Here is a 16,601-nt window from a genome sequence, read left to right on the forward strand (position 1 = left end):
GATGCTTCTAACCTCAGCATACAATTGCCGATAAGGCCAGTCAACTTGCGGCTTTTCGGCAACCGCAACCGAACATTTACGCACCGCGCAAGTAATGCTATAATAAAAAATTATGACTAAGCATAGGATTTAGTAGTGAAGGGGGCTTTTGAAAATGATGGCAAACACAATCTCCATTTTCGATACTACGCTGAGAGATGGCACGCAAGGCGAAGGAATTAGCCTCTCCGCAGACGACAAAATAAAAATTGCCCAGAAGCTTGATTTACTTGGCGTTCATTATATTGAAGGCGGAAATCCAGGCAGCAACAGCAAGGATATCGAGTTCTTTCAACGTGTCAAGCATTTGAAGCTGGGAGCTAAGATCACTGCATTCGGCAGCACAAGACGCAAGAATTCACTGGCAGAGCAAGATAGCAGCCTGCTGCGAATTGTAGAGTCCGGTGTACCTGCTGCAACGCTGGTAGGCAAGTCATGGGATTTCCATGTACATACCGCTCTGCAGACGACGCTTGAAGAGAATTTGGCAATGATCTACGATTCCTTTGCCTTCCTTAAACGCAATGACGTTGAAGCGATTTTCGATGCGGAGCATTTCTTCGATGGGTACAAGCATAACCCTGAATACGCACTTTCTGTACTGCGCAGAGCACAAGATGCCGGCGCGGATTGGATCGTGCTTTGTGACACGAATGGCGGCACTCTGCCATCCGAAGTGCATGATATCGTCACACGCATCCGCATGGAGCTCAACGCACCAATCGGTATTCATACGCACAACGACTGCGAGCTTGCAGTTGCAAACACGTTAGCTGCTGTACAAGCCGGAGCCCGTCAGGTGCAAGGTACGATCAACGGATATGGCGAACGCTGCGGCAACGCGAATCTATGCTCGATCATCCCGAACCTTCAAATCAAAATGAACTATCGCTGCATAAGTGATGATCAGCTTCAATCCCTTACGAAGACAGCCCGTTATATCAGCGAGATCGCCAATGTCCACATGCCTGTTGCACAGCCGTATGTCGGCAACGCCGCTTTCGCACATAAAGGCGGCATTCACGTTTCCGCGATTATGAAGGACTCCAAAACGTACGAGCATATCCGTCCTGAGTTGGTCGGCAATAAGCAGCGTGTACTCGTCTCCGAGCTTGCCGGTCAAAGCAATATCATCTCCAAGGCTCAAGAACTCGGACTTGATATTAACGCGAACAACGACAAGACCAAAGAAATTATGGAGCGCATCAAGGACCTTGAGCATCAAGGTTACCAATTCGAAGGTGCTGATGCATCCCTAGAGCTGCTGCTGCGTGATGCTTTCGGCGAAATGAAAGAGATTTTCAAGCTGGAATCACTTAAAATGATCGTGGAGAAAACAAACGGCAACGGAATGAATGCCGAAGCGATCGTAAAAGTGAAAGTTGACGGCCAAACCGTATATATGGCGGCTGAGGGCAATGGTCCGGTTAATGCTCTGAACAATGCGCTTCGCAAATCATTGGAGCAGTTCTACCCAAGCATTAACGACTTCCACCTCTCCGACTATAAAGTTCGGGTCATCGATGAGAAGGATGCAACGGCAGCTAAAGTCCGCGTGTTAATGGAATCCACAGACTTCAAGAACACATGGAACACCGTCGGCGTATCGAACAACGTTATTGAAGCAAGTTGGGAAGCGCTGGTTGACAGCATTCGTTACGCGCTGCTCAATATGTCCAAGATTGATAATGCAATGGACGAACCCCGTGAACAGTTCGGATTGGTAAACCACTAAACGGCAGAACGCCGTATCCGCCATAATTGGCTGATACGGCGTTCTTTATTTTACGCAACGTTTGTGGTTATGTGCCTGTATGCTGCTCCTCTTGAACATCAATCCATTTATCGATGATCGCTTCCCATTTGCTCTTGGAAATGACCCCGCCTATCCGTTCTCTTACAATCCCATTGCTGTCAATCAAGAGTGTTGTAGGAAACGTGTTCACTTTGTACAAATCTGTCGCTTTGCCATCCCGATCCATCAGAATTGGAAATTTAAGCTTCTGCTCCGTAACAAATTCTCTTGCCTGGCGCTCTTTATCTAAGCTTGTTGCATTGATTCCGTAGAGCTCCAGCTTATCGCCATACTTCTCCGAAAGTGCCTGCATATCAGGCGCCTCCATCTCGCACGGCCAGCACCACGAAGCCCAGAAATTCACCATAAGCAGCTTCTCGCGTTTGCCGCCGATGGCTGTTGCTTGATCCGTTAAGTTTGGAAGCTCTAGTGTTGGAGCCGTATAGCCCGGTTTGGGCAGCATGTCACTGGAAGCAGCAAGCGCTTCATTATGTTTCCCTCTATTTTGGTAGACTGCGGCACCGGCCAGGACCAGCACGATGACGATCAGTATGATAGAACGTTTCATCCCTGCGCCTTCTTTCGTATGCAATATCAGATTCGGACAACCTCCCTACATGTTACCACGCTTGGGAATGGATGCTCAAGTTCGAGGGTACATTACCGTCGAGATGACACAATTTCGCCATGGGAGCTGTTCTAATGAAGCAAGCAACGAAGTCCGGATGGGCTCAAGGGAAACCGGGAAAGCTGCGCACGTCTGGATCAGGCAGCGACAGCAAGAACAATCCAACTCAAGGTGAACAGAGCAAAGGCAAATGGCTTCAATACTGTGCGCTTGCAACCGTACCGCTGGTTCTCGTACTAGGCAACTCGATGCTTGTCCCCATTTTGCCGGATATGGAGAAGGAGCTGGGCATTTCAGGATTTCAAGCGAGTCTTGTCATTACATTGTTCTCCGTGGCAGCAGGACTTATCATCCCGATCTCCGGATACTTATCCGATCGTTTCACGCGTAAAGCCGTCATTCTGCCCTCTCTCGCTCTCTATGGCATTGCAGGGATAGTGGCAGGCATCGGAGCGGTTATGCATGCTTACTGGCTGCTAATTGCGGCACGCGCGCTTCAAGGAATCGGCGCTGCCGGCACCTCGCCCATCGCAATGGCACTGGTTGGCGACATGTACAAGGATGGTAGTGAGAGCGAAGCATTAGGTCTCATTGAAGCCTCGAACGGCGCTGGTAAAGTCATAAGCCCGATTATTGGTTCTCTTCTCGCTTTGATGGCTTGGTATGCCCCTTTGTTCGCATTTCCATTATTCTGTGCAGGGTCATTCTTTGCCATGATGTTCTTTATTAAAGAACCTCCCAAAGAAAATAAAGAGAAAACGCCTGTAAAGCAATATGTCGCGGATATTGTAAAAGTATTCAAGGAGAAAGGGCGCTGGCTCATCTCTGCTTTCATATCAGGCTCACTTGGTCTATTTATTCTATTTGGCGTCTTATTTCGGCTTTCCGACGTCTTAGAAGAAGCTCCCTACAATATAGACGGCGTTGCTAAGGGAGGCGTTCTGGCGATCCCGCTCCTCTTCCTCGTCATTACAGCTTACGTGACCGGCCGTAAAATCAAAAACAACGGCGCTCTCATGCGACGACTCATGATGATCGGCTTAGCCGTAATGTGCTTGGCATTGGCAGCGGCTGCTTTCATCCACAATAGTGTATATGCGTTAATCGGCTTCGCAGCACTCAGCAGCGCTGGTACCGGCCTATTGCTCCCATGTCTGAATACACTCATTACCGGCTCCGTAGATCGCGAACATCGAGGCATGGTCACATCCCTATATAGCAGCCTCCGATTCTTCGGCGTAGCCTTTGGACCTCCCTTATTCGGCTGGTTGGCCAAACGTTCCGATACGCTGTTGTACGGCGTTGTCGCCGCACTTTCATTAGGCGCACTGCTCATCATTATTTTCTTCGTTCATCCACCGAAGAAAGCTGGCGATGCTTGAAATAGAAGCTCGCTGTTTTCAAGGGCAAGGAATCGTTATAATGAAACAATGACCTTCGAAATGGAAAGAGGCATTGTGCAGATGAACACTATAATCGATGCATTCGATTCAGATTCAACTCAAGCAACTCACGCTGCAGTGACCATTACATCCGATGCCTATCATTCCCTTGTACAATGCTGCCTCACGGCGTTACCAGAGGAAGCTTGCGGGGTACTAACCAGTACACCTGGGCAAGAACAGCAGCCCTATGTAACCGTAACAGGCGTACATGCTATTCGTAATCGGTCGCAGCAGCCGCTCAAACGGTTCGAGTTTGACCCGCAGGAATGGATACAGACCTATTACAGCATGCAAAAAAACCGACAATCGCTTGTCGGCTACTTTCACTCCCATCCTTCGTCTATGCCGCTCCCAAGCACTGCGGATTGGAATGGATTGTTGACGGCGGAGTCTGGAACAGGCGTCCATTATTGGATTGTTTCGCTGCAGCAGGCGAACGATCCGCTTATTCAGCCCTATTGGGCAGAGAACGGCCTCTTTACACCTTTAATGTTGACTCAAATACGCATATAAGTCCTCAAGTGTAATCACATTTCGATCATGCATACGCTGCAAATAATGTACCCACAGCTTCGCTGTCATGAGGGAATCCTCCAGCGCATGATGGCGCTGCGTAATCTCAATTCCGCTTAACGTCAGCATGTCATCTAGGTTATACGTGAGCCGATTGGGCTCCAGCCATTTCGCTACCAGCATCGTATCGAGTACGCGATGGGTCAAATTGACCTTCGATGTCCGCCACAGCGCGGCATTGAGAAATTGCTTGTCATGACCGCTGGCGTGCGCGATAAGCAATCTTTTACCGACAAACTCCATGAAATCATGAAGCACCTGCATGAGATCCGGCGCATCCTGGGCCATTTCATTCGTTATCCCGGTTAACTCCGTGATATGCTTGGGCACTTTTCGTTTGGGATTAACCAAGCTGTAGAAGGTTCCACCTTCTACAAGCCGATCTCCTTTCACGAGCACAGCTCCGACCGATAAGATCTCATCCCCGTTCGTCGGATAGAATCCGGTCGTCTCCAGATCAAAAACGACGACCTCCATATCGTGCAGCGGCTGGTCCATTATCGATTCCTTACGCTGCTCCTTCGACATCGAGCGGATAAAGGCCATTTGCTGTGCGTTTTGAGCGCCCATCATCGAAGCAATCGCCGGTGTAATTCCGCCCATTTTGTATAAATGCCACATCCTGCCTACACTTTTCTGCTCCTTCATGGTTCCCCCTCCGCTGCTCTAGAGCCTTCCCGTCGTCTGCTTTTGAACGAAGCGTTGCAGCTTCTTTACTCCTTTGAGTCCGGATTTCAGCTCTTCGATTAATTCCTTTGTCAACTTCACATGCGGCAGCTTGCCATTATTCATATAAAGCCCGTCTTCCCTCTTCTCCGTGCTCATCAGCCGAAGACGCATGAATAAACGAAATATTCCGATATACATGACATAGTCTTCTTCCGAAAAAACGTCTAACTGCCTTAACCGTTTCATTCGCGCGAGCGTCGACGTTTCACGTACGCCTGCCTGAATACTTAACAATCGCATTGCATTGACCATTGGAATATACGCACCGTATTTCAGATCCAAACTGCCGGCGTCTGTGCCGTATTGTTCCTTTAGCAGTTGGCCGAACACGCCGATCAACACCTTATGACGCATCGTATTGTTAAGCATGTGACGCACGATGACACGGTGATTTAACATATCGGTATAGAAATGATCCTTTAATGATTGCAATAACAGCTTCTCGCCATAAATCATTCGACTGTCGGCTACGATGAGAAGATACCTGACACACTCCCAATCCGGATCTTCAAACCAGCTGCCCAGCTTTGCTTTCCACTGTGAGAGTGACTGGCACCAGATCGGATTTGAGCTAATGACCTCTCCTTCACAAGGCGGATAACCGAGCTGCTGAAGTGTATCGACGATCGTTTCGGCAAAGACATGATAATAAGCCGTTACTTGCTCCCGCTTCGACTCCTCCTGCGGATCGTCGTAAATCATCCCGCTGTCTTGGTCACTTGACAGCGTTTGTTCCGCCCTGCCTCCGCTGCCGAACAATAAATACGCGTAAGGCACGGGTGGGGAACCATACCCCAGCCGTGCCATTTGCCCTTCTGAGAGTGAGATCGCCCGCCGAATAAACGCGTCATGTACCTCATTCAGATCCGTATTAAATTGTTCAATTGGTTGTTCAGCGTGCAGAGCTTCCATTCGCTCGTGGATTTGATCCCGCAAGCCGCGCAGCGTCACCACATCATCGGTCGTCCCGATGCGTGTAAGCAGCTTCGCACGAACCGGATCGCTCATGCTGTGCTCACCCCTATGTCAGTATCGAACAACTTATTAAGGCATGCTCTTGCTGGCTTACATGTTTTGTTGCGCTTTTTTCATTTGCTCCGGATAGCCGAATGTTCCATGCTCGGAAAGGTCAAGACCGATAATTTCTTGCTCTTCCGTAACACGAAGGCCCATAACAACTTTCATGATGCCAAGCAATACGAAGGAAACAACGAGTACGTAGCCGCCGCAAACGAGTACGGATTCAAGCTGTACCCACATTTGATGCCAGTTGCCTGTATCGATGATACCGCCTTTACCTACATTTAGCTTCGTGGCAAGTTCATCTGTTGCAAAGATACCATTCGCCAGCGTACCCCAAACCCCTGCTGCTCCGTGTACAGAAAGTGCATAGATAGGATCGTCGACTTTGATTTTCTCGAAGAATTTCGCGCTGAAGAATACGAGTACACCTGCAAGCAAACCGATTACTACAGCTGCCCAAGGGTCAACGAACGCACAACTTGCAGTGATTGCTACGAGACCGGCAAGAGCGCCGTTCAATGTTGTAGGAATGTCTGCTTTGCCGTTTACCAGCCAGGAGATCAACAGTGCCGCTACCGCTCCGCCTGCTGCGCCGAGTTGTGTATTGAATGCAACATATCCGAAGAAACCGTCGCCTACACCAAGTGCGCTACCTGCGTTGAAGCCGAACCAGCCAACCCATAGTATAAGAACAGACAAAGCTCCAAATACTTGGTTATGACCTAGAATTTCATTTGCTGAGCCGTCTTTATTGAAGCGACCGATACGCGGCTTCAGAAGTACGGTTGCTGCAAAGGCTGCTAGCGCACCAGTTAAGTGAACAACTGTGGAGCCCGCATAGTCTTGCGCGCCTTCAGCGAACAACCAGCCCGATGGGCTCCAGATCCAGTGGGAAATGACCGGATAGATAAGTGCTGTAAACAATACGGTAAAGACTAGGTATGCGGAAAGCTTAGCGCGTTCTGCGAAACCGCCCCATGCGATGGAAAGCGATACTGCAGCGAAAGCCAGTTGGAATACGAAGAAGATTGTAGAAGGAAGTGCTTCGCCTTCTGCTGCCGAAACTGCAGGAGCGAATAAGTAGCTGCCCCATCCGATAAATTTACTGATTGAATTCTCAGCATTATCTGCGCCGAATGCAAATGCATAACCTACAGCCCAGTAAACCAAGGTACAAAGTCCCAATGTAAAGATTGTTTTCCCGGCAATATGTCCGGCATTCTTCATGCGTGTCGAACCGGATTCAAGAAGAATAAATCCACCTTGCATCAAGATAACCAACACTGCTGCGACTAGAACCCAAATCGAGTTGAGTCCCATGTTCAGTGTTCCTGCAGACGGGTCGTCTGCGAAAGCCATTGCTGGAAATAACAACGAAAGAGCACCTAAAGATAAAATCAACTTTTTGACCACTACGACCACTCCCTAATGTAATGTTTCTTGACATGCTAGGAAAGACTTAATGTCATTATAGTCAGAAGTACCACTTTTGACAATACAGTTTTTTCATTTTCTCGAAAAAAATCTAACATTCGCTTCTTCAAATGAATCGAATGTTAAGTTTTTTTACAGTTTATTCATCAAATCCGCCTTTTCACCGCCTTATCCTTCGCGTTTTGAACGTTTTTCTCTCCTATCCTATGTCAGACCTTTCCTATAAATTACGAATATCCTCTCTAGTAGCCAAGCCTCATGTTAGGTTTTATACTAACAAAATTCGTCAAAGCATTACGTTTGACTGTATGGTTATAGATTCTGTATCATAGGAACTAGAAGAATTAAAGCCCATACCCGTTTAAAGAGAGAGGTGATTCCATTGTCCGAACATGTGCTGCACCGGATTGGCGAATTATCCAAGTTAGCTGGCGTAAGCTCTCGCACAATCGATTTCTACACATCCATGGGGCTTATCGAACCTGAACGAAGATCTGCCAAAAATTATCGTCTCTATAGTGATGAAACCTTGGATCGGCTCAAACGTATAGTACAGTTGAAGAAAGACAAATATACGCTCGATGAAATCAAGGCAAATATGGCAGGCTGGCGCAAAGTCTCGACAGAGGATCAAGTGTCAGGCAAGCTGATGGAGCTCCAGCTTCATCTAGAACAGCTGCAGCGTGAAGTTCAGGAGATAGAACCCGTCCTGAACCAATTGAAGCCTCAGCAGGCTAAGCAGGTGTTTAAACGGTTGGCTCCTCAAACTGCCGCATGCGTCGAAGCATTGATGCTTCTGATTAACAAAGGCGGTCTTATGTAGGATTTCAACATTAATGGAGGGAACAATTTATGTTTTTTCACCCAATGGATTTTCTAATCATTATTGCTTTCATCTTATCGTTATGGGCACAGTTTCGAGTTCGCGGCACATTTAAACGATGGTCTGACGTTCCAATTAACAGTGGTCTTACAGGATATCAAGCCGCACGGATGATGCTCGATCGAAACGGACTGCATGATGTGCCGGTTGAACCGGTTCCAGGAACGCTCTCCGACCACTACGACCCTATTCACCGCGTCGTAAGGCTGTCAGAGCCCGTTTACTACGAAAATTCAATTTCAGCGGTTTCTGTAGCCTGTCACGAGGTTGGGCATGCGATTCAGCATAGCGTGCATTACCCAATGCTGACACTGCGCCACAAGATTTTCCCGGTTGTAAACTTCGCTTCCGGTGTAGCGCCTTTCTTGTTAATCGCCGGTTTCCTGTTTCAAGCCACTGGACTGATTGGACTGGGCATCTTGTTCTTCTCATGTGCGGTTACTTTCCAGCTCGTAACGTTGCCTGTCGAGTTCAATGCAAGCAGTCGCGCTCGTGAGATCATGATCTCCGAAGGCTTCATCACAAACGAAGAAGAACGCGGTGTAGCGAAAGTCCTTAATGCCGCAGCATTGACGTATGTCGCAGCAGCCTTGATTTCCTTGCTTGAGCTGGTCAAGTACATTATGATCTTTACGCAAAGCCGAGATTAAATACGATGTTGATATCGTAAAGAGGCGGGGGATACTTATCCCCCGCCTCTTTCTTGTTGCGCCGGTGAAAATGAAAAAGCTGACATCGTTTGTTTGATGTCAGCTAATTCTCATTCCTTAGGTACGGAAACGGCTAAGCGTTTCTTTAAGCCCTGTTGATACGGTCTCAAGTTTATCCGACAGTCGAACTAGTCCCTCGCTGATGCTATTTTGCTCATTGCTCAGCGATGCCACTTCCTCGGAAGTAGCGGATGACTCTTCTGCTACGGCACTCACATTACCCATCGCTTCGGAGAGAACAACTTGCGAGCGCTCCAGCATACTGATGGAATCCGTAACGGAGCTCAGACTGCCAACGAAATCGCCCATTTGACCTTGAACGGTCAAGAAAATTTGATTCGCTTCTTTAACGGACTGAATTTGCTCTTGGAAAATCGGATACGCATCAGACAAGACATGAACGGTTTCGTCGATTTCCTTCTGGATGGTTTCTGTAATTTGACCAACAACATCGATGGACTGACGGGATTGATCCGCCAATTTACGAATTTCATCAGCCACGACCATGAAACCTTTACCTGCCGCACCTGCACGAGCAGCCTCAATTGTTGCATTCAGAGACAAAATATTTGTTTGTTTCGTCATATTATTGAGTACTTCCAGAATTTTACGGATCGAACGCGTGCTTTCTTTGAGACGGTCAACCTTCTCCACCATCGAACGCGTCATTTCTTCAGTCATTCCAGTTTTCTCGATCAAGCTGTTCATGTATGCCGTACCTTGGCGACTCGCTTTCTCTACCTCGCTTGCAGCTTGGCCCATGTCTTGGTTCGCCGTCATGACCTGCTGCATCTGCTGGCTGATCTCCGAAGTAAGGTCACTGCCTTTCTCCGCTTCCATCGCAAGGCTCGTTGCTCCGTTAGCGATCTCTTCCGTAGCTACCGCTATTTCGCGAGCAGAAACTGCCGTTTTCTTCGAAGCATCAGATAGCTCCCCTGCAGTTGCCAGTACATCCTGTGCGGATTGATTCGTTTGGGCAACGAGCACGGTAATTTGCGTCATCATCTGGTTAAAGCTTTGTGCCAGTTGGCCGATTTCGTCCTTCTTATTGATCGTCGAACGAACGGTTAAGTTGCCGCGTTCACCTTCATTCATCAGGTTACGCAAACTAACGAGCGGCAGAGCAACCATACGAATGACGAGCAAACCGATACCGATAGCAAGCAGCGCTGCGATAGCCGCAATAATATAAGTAGCATTCCGGATTTTCAATGCATCCTTCACAAGCTCAGCAACCGGAACCGATCCAACCAGCTTCCAATCCACTGTTGTGAATTGGTTGTACATCGCAAGTACTTCTCCACTTGCAATTTCCTGTGTGGTAGATCCAGACTTCTGTTTCTCGGGAATCGTTATCGGTGATGGTTTACCGATTTGTTCTAGATCTTTGGTGAATACCAAATTATTCGCACTGTCAACAATGGTGATTTCACTATTGTCACCGAGCTTCAGATCCTCAAGCTGCTTGGAGAATTCTTTCAAGTAAATCTCAACGATCATAATAAATTTGCCTTCATTCGTAACCGTGTTCTTCATGACTCGGCCCATGGCGATCGTTGGTTCCGACGCAGCGCCGCTATAACCTTTCACTTCAGCGGGAAGCCACATTAGTTTACCGCTGCCATCCACAATCGTCTTCATCCACTTCGTATCTTTGGCATCTTCCGTACTGATGCTCGAAGATCCGACAGTTACAGAAGCCGAATCACCGCTCATCGGGATAATGGCCGCCCCTACAATAGTTGAGTTGCCGAGTATGTAAGATTGAATAGAATCGCTTAACTTCTTCATGACATCGAAGCGTTCGTAGTCATCCGTAGTTTGATCGTATTTCATCAAATTGTCCTGAACAACTTTGTCTAGCAGAATTTGCATCGACAAGGCTTCATAGTTCTTGAACATCAAATCAAGTTTGCCCTTGGACTGAGCAATGGCTACCGCGCTGGAATCCGCTACTTTATTCTTAATGATGCTCTTGGAGGTCGAGTAGGAGAATAAACCGACTACTAGTACGCAAACGAGAATTGCACTGAAAATAATAAGGAATAACATAAGTCCGACCGATTTAATCGGATTCGTCAGCTTCACATTCTTGATCCCATTAATGGAGGAAGAATATAAGGCTTTCACATTCGCTCCTTTACCTTCACCTTCTGTTTGCGTTTTCATCTTATCTTTCTTCACATTCAACTTCAATTTCACTTCATGACACCACCTAATCTGAGGATAGTTTTCCGTGTGTGGAGCTGGTGCGTTCGTGTGGGTATGTGTCTGTTGACTTACACTAGATGCTAAATGCCTACGTCACGCAAAACCAATTATCGACAAAATACACGCAATATCCTTAATATCGGCTTTACATATCCGTATTGTTAGGGAAATAGGGAATATTTTCACAAAAAAATAATCCTAATCGATAGCTCGATTAGGATTATTTGGGTCCAAATACTTATTAACGAACACGTTTACGCATCATGTCCATCGGTTTTACCGGTTGCTCCGTCTTCAGCACAATGTGCTGCAGCGGATGTCTTGCTGCATCCAGTGCATTGCCGCTTTCATCCATGATTTCGTTAACGGTTTGTTTGAAGAAGGTGCCGTTCGGTCCGAAGAATTCCACTTCCTGACCTGGCTTGAAATGGTTCCGCTGCTGAATGACAGCATGTCCTGTCGCCTCATCGTAAGAGATAACAACACCTGCGAAATCATAAGGAGCAGCTTTATCTTCCGGCCCGTAAATATGGTCTTCAGGACCTGGCGTATCGTAGAAGAAACCGGTATTTACCGGACGATTGGCAGCCTTCTGAATGTCATCCAGCCACACTTGTTTCAATTCATAATTGTCCGGATCAGCCATGTAGGAATCGATCGCTTGACGATAAGCATTCACGACTGTAGCGACATAATGCAAACTCTTCATCCGACCTTCGATTTTGAAGCTGTCTACACCAACCTCGATTAAGTCCGGAATGTGCTCGATCATGCATAAGTCCTTGGAGCCCATCGTGAATTTATCCGCTTCAGGACCGACCATTTGAAGGTCGTCTTCGTAGATATCGTACTTCCAGCGGCAGGATTGACAGCAGCCGCCACGATTAGAATCCCGGTCCGTGAAATGGTTGGAAAGCACACAACGACCCGAGAAGGACGAACACATTGCGCCATGGATAAATGCTTCGATCTCGATATCGACATGCGCTTTAATTTGCGAAATCTCTTCGAGGCTCGTCTCGCGACCTAATACGACACGCGGCAGCCCCTCTTCTTTCCAGAACTGCACAGCCTGCCAATTCAGCGTCGACTGCTGCGTGCTCAAGTGAACCTCGAGCTTGGGCGCAACCCGTTGCGCGGTTTCGATAATGATCGGATCAGCAGCAATAATCGCAGCAATACCGGCTGCTTCGAGCTCACGCAAGTACTCTTCAAGACCGCCAATATCTTCATTATGCGCATAAATGTTAGTTGCAACAAACACTTTAGCGCCATAACGCTCTGCGAACTCAACGCCTTCCTTCATCTCAGCAAAGGTGAAGTTGTCGGCATTGGAACGAAGGCCATACTTCTGACCGCCGATATATACCGCATCCGCGCCGTAATGAACGGCAAACTTAAGTTTCTCCAGATTACCTGCCGGGGCAAGCAACTCCGGTTTATCTAGACGATTTCTTTTCCCCGTAAAGCGGGGGGATGTTTTTGTGGTCACCTGCTTCACCTCCACAACTTCCATGGGTGACGACTTAATATACTTGCTCTTTATAGAAAAATCCGTACGACAGCTCACGGGACGGATCCTGTACGTTCACAATGCTATCCAACCATTCTTCGTTGAAGGCGTAACCTTCCGGATCCTCGCAATAGGCATCGATTGCAGCACGGTATGCTTTTACGACCGTTTCATTGTACTCTATTGATTTTAACAGCCCTTCAATCCGAAAGCTATCGATATTAACTTCCATCAGTTCATGTAAGTTCTCGATCATGCATAGGTCATCAGAACTCATAATATGGGTTCCGCCAGCATCTTCATAGATCGGGAAACGTTCATCCGGGCGTTCCGTTTCCACTAAATACAAGCCGTCTTCCCGCTTGCCGTGAACAGGAACCTCGGTCGTTTCTCCATCTTTCGTCTGATGCTGGAAATAATTTTGCACAAGCGGTCGCTTGGAATGATAAATATTAGTCAAACCATGCACCTGAACCTGTACTTCAAGAGTAGTATTGGTTTTCGCATCGATGACTTGATCCATGTTAAGCTCACGCGCCAGAACGAATCTGGTTGCGCCGCGGCGTCCCCAATAATTCGCTGTGGCATAGTTCGTCGAAGTCATCTCCGCATTCCAGTGCAGTTTCATGTTTGGCGCATCAACACGCGCAATCATCAATACTGCAGGATCGCCGAACACTAAGCCGTCTACGCCTGCTTCAGCCAAACCACGAATGTAGCCGGGCAAAGAATCAACGGTTTCATTATCCATCAAGTTGTTGACCGCTGCATAAACGGAAACATGATGCGAATGGGCAAGCTTCACGGCTTCCGTCATAAGTGCCAGGTCAAATTCCCCCGACAGACGCATGCCATAACGGGATTCACCAAGAATGAATGCATCCGCGCCTGCAGCAATGAGCCGCTCCATATCAGCAAGAGAACCCGCATCAACGAGCAGCTCCGGTTTTGTTGCCATTGTAAATCCTCCTATTGTCCAGCCGTTTGATTGCTCTTCTCAATGTTGCGGTTATGCTCCTTAAGCGTTTCCGCAAACAGATGCTCGTGGCTGCCGTCTTTCTTCGTCACATAGAAATAGTATTCCGTCTCTTTCGGGAAAAGCGCAGCTTCGATTGATTTCAAGCTCGGAGATGCGATTGGCCCAGGAGGGAGACCGTCCACTTTGTACGTATTGTAAGGGCTGTCCACTTTCAAATCGTCAACAAGCAGCCGTTCTTTCTGTTTATCAAGCAAATATTGTACAGTCGCATCGATCTGAAGCGGCATGCCTTTCTTCAATCGGTTGTAGATAATGCCTGCCACGATTGCGCGTTCTTCATCCACGACAACCTCACGCTCCACAAGCGAGGCAATGGTCATCATGCCGTGAAAATCAATCTTGTTAACTGCAAGCGAATCCTCCCAGTTCTCAGGAAGCGTATCCAGCTTATGATCGAGTTCTTGCAGCAACCGTTTGATGATATCTTCCGGCTTGCTTGCTTTCACAAGCTCGTACGTATCCGGGAATAAATATCCTTCCAACCGATGGCGAAGGTCAGGATTCTTCGGAATGCTCTTCACTGCATCCGCGTCGCTCCATACTTGATCCTTATCTGCAAGCGCCATGAAATCCGATTTCTTCGCATAACCTGCTTTATCTAGTGTTTCCGCTATTTGCTCAACCGTAAACCCTTCCGGAATGGTGAAACGCATCGTTTCTTCCTTTAACGTCTCTCCGGCGTTTAACTTTGCAATGATGGCATCATTGTCCATCCCCGGTGACAGCTCATACACACCTGCCTGAAACCCCGGTCCTTCGTTCTTGTAGCGCAAGTAATATTTAAAAATAAATGCATTTCGAATAACCCCTTGATCTTCGAGCACTTCAGCAAATCGTAATGGAGATGTCCCTTTCTTCAGCTCCACTTGAACAACATCGCCTCTCGGCGCAGGCCGCAAGCCATTCCAGATATAGAGATAAAGACTTCCCGCAGTGACAAGCATTAAGCTGAGTATCGACACGATAACCCAGAACGTAATGCGACCGCGTCTTGGTCCGGAGGGCTGCATGGCTCCTTCATCCGGCAATCCTTCTGCATTCTGATGCTCTGCTCTTCTCAAGCGACCTATCCTCCATTTCTATATCAGCGCGGAAAAAGGGCGGTCGGCGCCGCCCCTTCCGAACTCCTATAAGTAAAACCGGGCTCAAGCCGCCCTGTTTAAAGCTAGAGGTGCATGTTAAGGCTGTTCTTCGCCTTCGAACAACAAATCGTCATAAGCTTCAGAAACAAGCTCCCACTCTTCATCACTTTCAATGGATTCCAGCTCTGGATCGGAACCTTCCTTCAATGTAATGCGGAAGAATGCGATTTCGTCTTCTTTCTGCATGTCATGCGATTGCAATCCTGCGTAGGAGTGGTCTCCCATTTGGAATTCGGCGATAATTTGGAATGGTTCCGCAGCGCCTTCTTCTCCAATCAGATCCACTTCCGTACCGTAGATGTCCTTCAGGACGGAAATACGTTTTACTTCAGACACGTGCATTAAGCTCCCTTCGACTATGGACCCAAATCCTAGTCGTTATCGTCAATTTCAGCAAGAAGTGTGTTAAAGGTTTCTTCAACCATGTTCCACTCTTCTTCATCTTCGATGGTATACAGTTTCAAATCATCGCCGTCTTCCTCATAACGGAAAGCGTAGACTTCATCGGAGTCTTCGTCTTGCTCGTCCTCGGAATCCACGTTGAGTGGAACTACCATCATATATTTCTGATCAGAGCCGTCTACCTCGAACTTCATGACTACCTCGAATTCTTCTTCGTTGCCGTCTTCATCCGGAATGTAGATGATTTCCGGCTCTTCAAACTGCATGTCGTCCTTTGTCATCGTTACCCTCACCTTTTCGTTTTAGAATCGAGATAATTTTGCAAAATTAGCGCTGCCGCCATTTTGTCCACCACTAACTTTCGCTTCTTACGGCTAACGTCAGCCTCGAGCAGCGTACGCTCTGCAGCAACGGTCGTGAGCCGTTCGTCCCAAAGGTGTACGGGTACATTTAGCTTTTGCTGTAAATGTTGTGCGAATGCGATGCAAATTTCGCCACGCGGCCCGATGGTGCCATTCATGTTCTTCGGTAAACCGACTACAATCTCGGATACTTCGTGTTCAACCATAAGCTTGGCAATGACTTCGTCTTCGCCGTTATCGCGGCGTTTCTCAACGACGCCTAAACCTTGCGCGGTCCAGCGGAATGCATCACTGACGGCAACGCCGATTCTGCGGTCACCGTAATCCAATCCCATAAGACGCATACGACAGATTGCCTCATTTCCTTGAAGGTAATTATTTGCTGTGCTGACTCAGGTAGGAACGGACTAGTTCTTCAATTAGCTCGTCTCGCTCTTTCCTGCGAATTAAACTTCTAGCATTGTTATGCCGTGGAATGTATGCGGGATCTCCGGACAATAGATAACCCACGATCTGGTTTATCGGATTATAGTCCTTCTCGAGCAACGCATCGTACACAGACAGCATAATTTCCCTCGAGGAAGCTTGAAGCCCTTCCGCCTTCACGTCGAATTTCATTGTCTTGTCCATCGAATTCATCGCCAGCACCTCACTTTCCAAGCCGCTTAACAGC

The 16,601-nt window shown here is 47.8% G+C and carries 17 protein-coding genes; 5 read left to right on the forward strand and 12 right to left on the reverse strand.

Features of this window, described 5'->3' with window-relative positions; genetic code table 11:
- Positions 1-157 precede the first annotated feature (157 nt).
- On the forward strand, positions 158-1,774 hold the full coding sequence (gene cimA / locus AC506A_RS09285) for a citramalate synthase (RefSeq protein ID WP_495461007.1): 1,617 nt from the start codon (positions 158-160) through the stop codon (positions 1,772-1,774).
- Between the two features lie 67 nt (positions 1,775-1,841).
- On the opposite strand, the gene AC506A_RS09290 is transcribed toward cimA, so the two are convergent.
- Positions 1,842-2,402 (reverse strand): TlpA family protein disulfide reductase, encoded by a 561-nt coding sequence (locus AC506A_RS09290; protein WP_495460649.1) that lies wholly within the window; start codon positions 2,400-2,402, stop codon positions 1,842-1,844.
- A 134-nt stretch (positions 2,403-2,536) separates the two neighbouring features.
- Between AC506A_RS09290 and AC506A_RS09295 the strand changes: the two genes are divergently transcribed.
- Together AC506A_RS09295 and AC506A_RS09300 are read left to right on the forward strand one after the other, a co-directional pair.
- Positions 2,537-3,844: an MFS transporter gene (locus tag AC506A_RS09295; protein WP_495460650.1), complete on the forward strand. Its 1,308-nt coding sequence runs from the start codon at positions 2,537-2,539 to the stop codon at positions 3,842-3,844.
- Positions 3,845-3,925: 81 nt separating this feature from the next.
- Complete coding sequence (locus tag AC506A_RS09300) at positions 3,926-4,420, forward strand: M67 family metallopeptidase (RefSeq protein WP_495460651.1); 495 nt, start codon at positions 3,926-3,928, stop codon at positions 4,418-4,420.
- On the opposite strand, the gene AC506A_RS09305 is transcribed toward AC506A_RS09300, so the two are convergent.
- From AC506A_RS09305 to AC506A_RS09315, 3 genes are read right to left on the reverse strand one after another with little or no spacing between them, the layout of a single operon-like run.
- Positions 4,394-5,128 carry an exonuclease domain-containing protein gene (locus tag AC506A_RS09305; RefSeq protein ID WP_495460652.1) on the reverse strand — a complete coding sequence of 245 codons (735 nt, stop codon included), beginning with the start codon at positions 5,126-5,128 and terminating at the stop codon, positions 4,394-4,396. The genes AC506A_RS09300 and AC506A_RS09305 overlap by 27 nt on opposite strands.
- A gap of 18 nt (positions 5,129-5,146) precedes the next feature.
- Positions 5,147-6,217: a DUF294 nucleotidyltransferase-like domain-containing protein gene (locus AC506A_RS09310; RefSeq protein WP_495460653.1), complete on the reverse strand. Its 1,071-nt coding sequence runs from the start codon at positions 6,215-6,217 to the stop codon at positions 5,147-5,149.
- Between the two features lie 57 nt (positions 6,218-6,274).
- Positions 6,275-7,645 (reverse strand): ammonium transporter, encoded by a 1,371-nt coding sequence (locus AC506A_RS09315; protein WP_495460654.1) that lies wholly within the window; start codon positions 7,643-7,645, stop codon positions 6,275-6,277.
- A gap of 403 nt (positions 7,646-8,048) precedes the next feature.
- Between AC506A_RS09315 and AC506A_RS09320 the strand changes: the two genes are divergently transcribed.
- Entirely contained in the window at positions 8,049-8,489 is a 441-nt protein-coding gene (locus tag AC506A_RS09320; RefSeq protein ID WP_495460655.1) for a MerR family transcriptional regulator, read from the forward strand.
- A gap of 29 nt (positions 8,490-8,518) precedes the next feature.
- The gene (locus AC506A_RS09325) at positions 8,519-9,199 is read left to right on the forward strand and encodes a zinc metallopeptidase (protein WP_495460656.1); all 681 of its coding nucleotides are present in this window, start codon (positions 8,519-8,521) and stop codon (positions 9,197-9,199) included.
- A 117-nt stretch (positions 9,200-9,316) separates the two neighbouring features.
- Here AC506A_RS09325 and AC506A_RS09330 read toward each other — a convergent pair whose 3' ends face one another.
- The 8 genes from AC506A_RS09330 to AC506A_RS09365 all read right to left on the reverse strand — a co-directional run bounded on the left by AC506A_RS09330 (position 9,317) and on the right by AC506A_RS09365 (position 16,567).
- Positions 9,317-11,428, reverse strand: a complete 2,112-nt coding sequence (locus tag AC506A_RS09330) for a methyl-accepting chemotaxis protein (RefSeq protein ID WP_495461008.1) — start codon at positions 11,426-11,428, stop codon at positions 9,317-9,319.
- A gap of 283 nt (positions 11,429-11,711) precedes the next feature.
- Positions 11,712-12,962 carry a peptidase U32 family protein gene (locus AC506A_RS09335; RefSeq protein WP_495460657.1) on the reverse strand — a complete coding sequence of 417 codons (1,251 nt, stop codon included), beginning with the start codon at positions 12,960-12,962 and terminating at the stop codon, positions 11,712-11,714.
- Between the two features lie 34 nt (positions 12,963-12,996).
- Positions 12,997-13,941, reverse strand: coding sequence for a peptidase U32 family protein (locus tag AC506A_RS09340; protein WP_495460658.1), 945 nt, complete (start codon positions 13,939-13,941; stop codon positions 12,997-12,999).
- An 11-nt stretch (positions 13,942-13,952) separates the two neighbouring features.
- The gene (gene mltG / locus AC506A_RS09345; protein WP_495460659.1) at positions 13,953-15,083 is read right to left on the reverse strand and encodes an endolytic transglycosylase MltG; all 1,131 of its coding nucleotides are present in this window, start codon (positions 15,081-15,083) and stop codon (positions 13,953-13,955) included.
- A gap of 117 nt (positions 15,084-15,200) precedes the next feature.
- Positions 15,201-15,500: a DUF1292 domain-containing protein gene (locus AC506A_RS09350; protein ID WP_495460660.1), complete on the reverse strand. Its 300-nt coding sequence runs from the start codon at positions 15,498-15,500 to the stop codon at positions 15,201-15,203.
- A gap of 35 nt (positions 15,501-15,535) precedes the next feature.
- The gene (locus tag AC506A_RS09355; RefSeq protein ID WP_475780279.1) at positions 15,536-15,847 is read right to left on the reverse strand and encodes a DUF1292 domain-containing protein; all 312 of its coding nucleotides are present in this window, start codon (positions 15,845-15,847) and stop codon (positions 15,536-15,538) included.
- Positions 15,848-15,855: 8 nt separating this feature from the next.
- Positions 15,856-16,272, reverse strand: a complete 417-nt coding sequence (gene ruvX, locus AC506A_RS09360; RefSeq protein WP_495460661.1) for a Holliday junction resolvase RuvX — start codon at positions 16,270-16,272, stop codon at positions 15,856-15,858.
- Between the two features lie 31 nt (positions 16,273-16,303).
- Positions 16,304-16,567: an IreB family regulatory phosphoprotein gene (locus tag AC506A_RS09365; RefSeq protein WP_090983162.1), complete on the reverse strand. Its 264-nt coding sequence runs from the start codon at positions 16,565-16,567 to the stop codon at positions 16,304-16,306.
- Positions 16,568-16,601 lie beyond the last annotated feature (34 nt).

It is taken from the genome of Paenibacillus sp. N22P23, assembly GCF_059383735.1.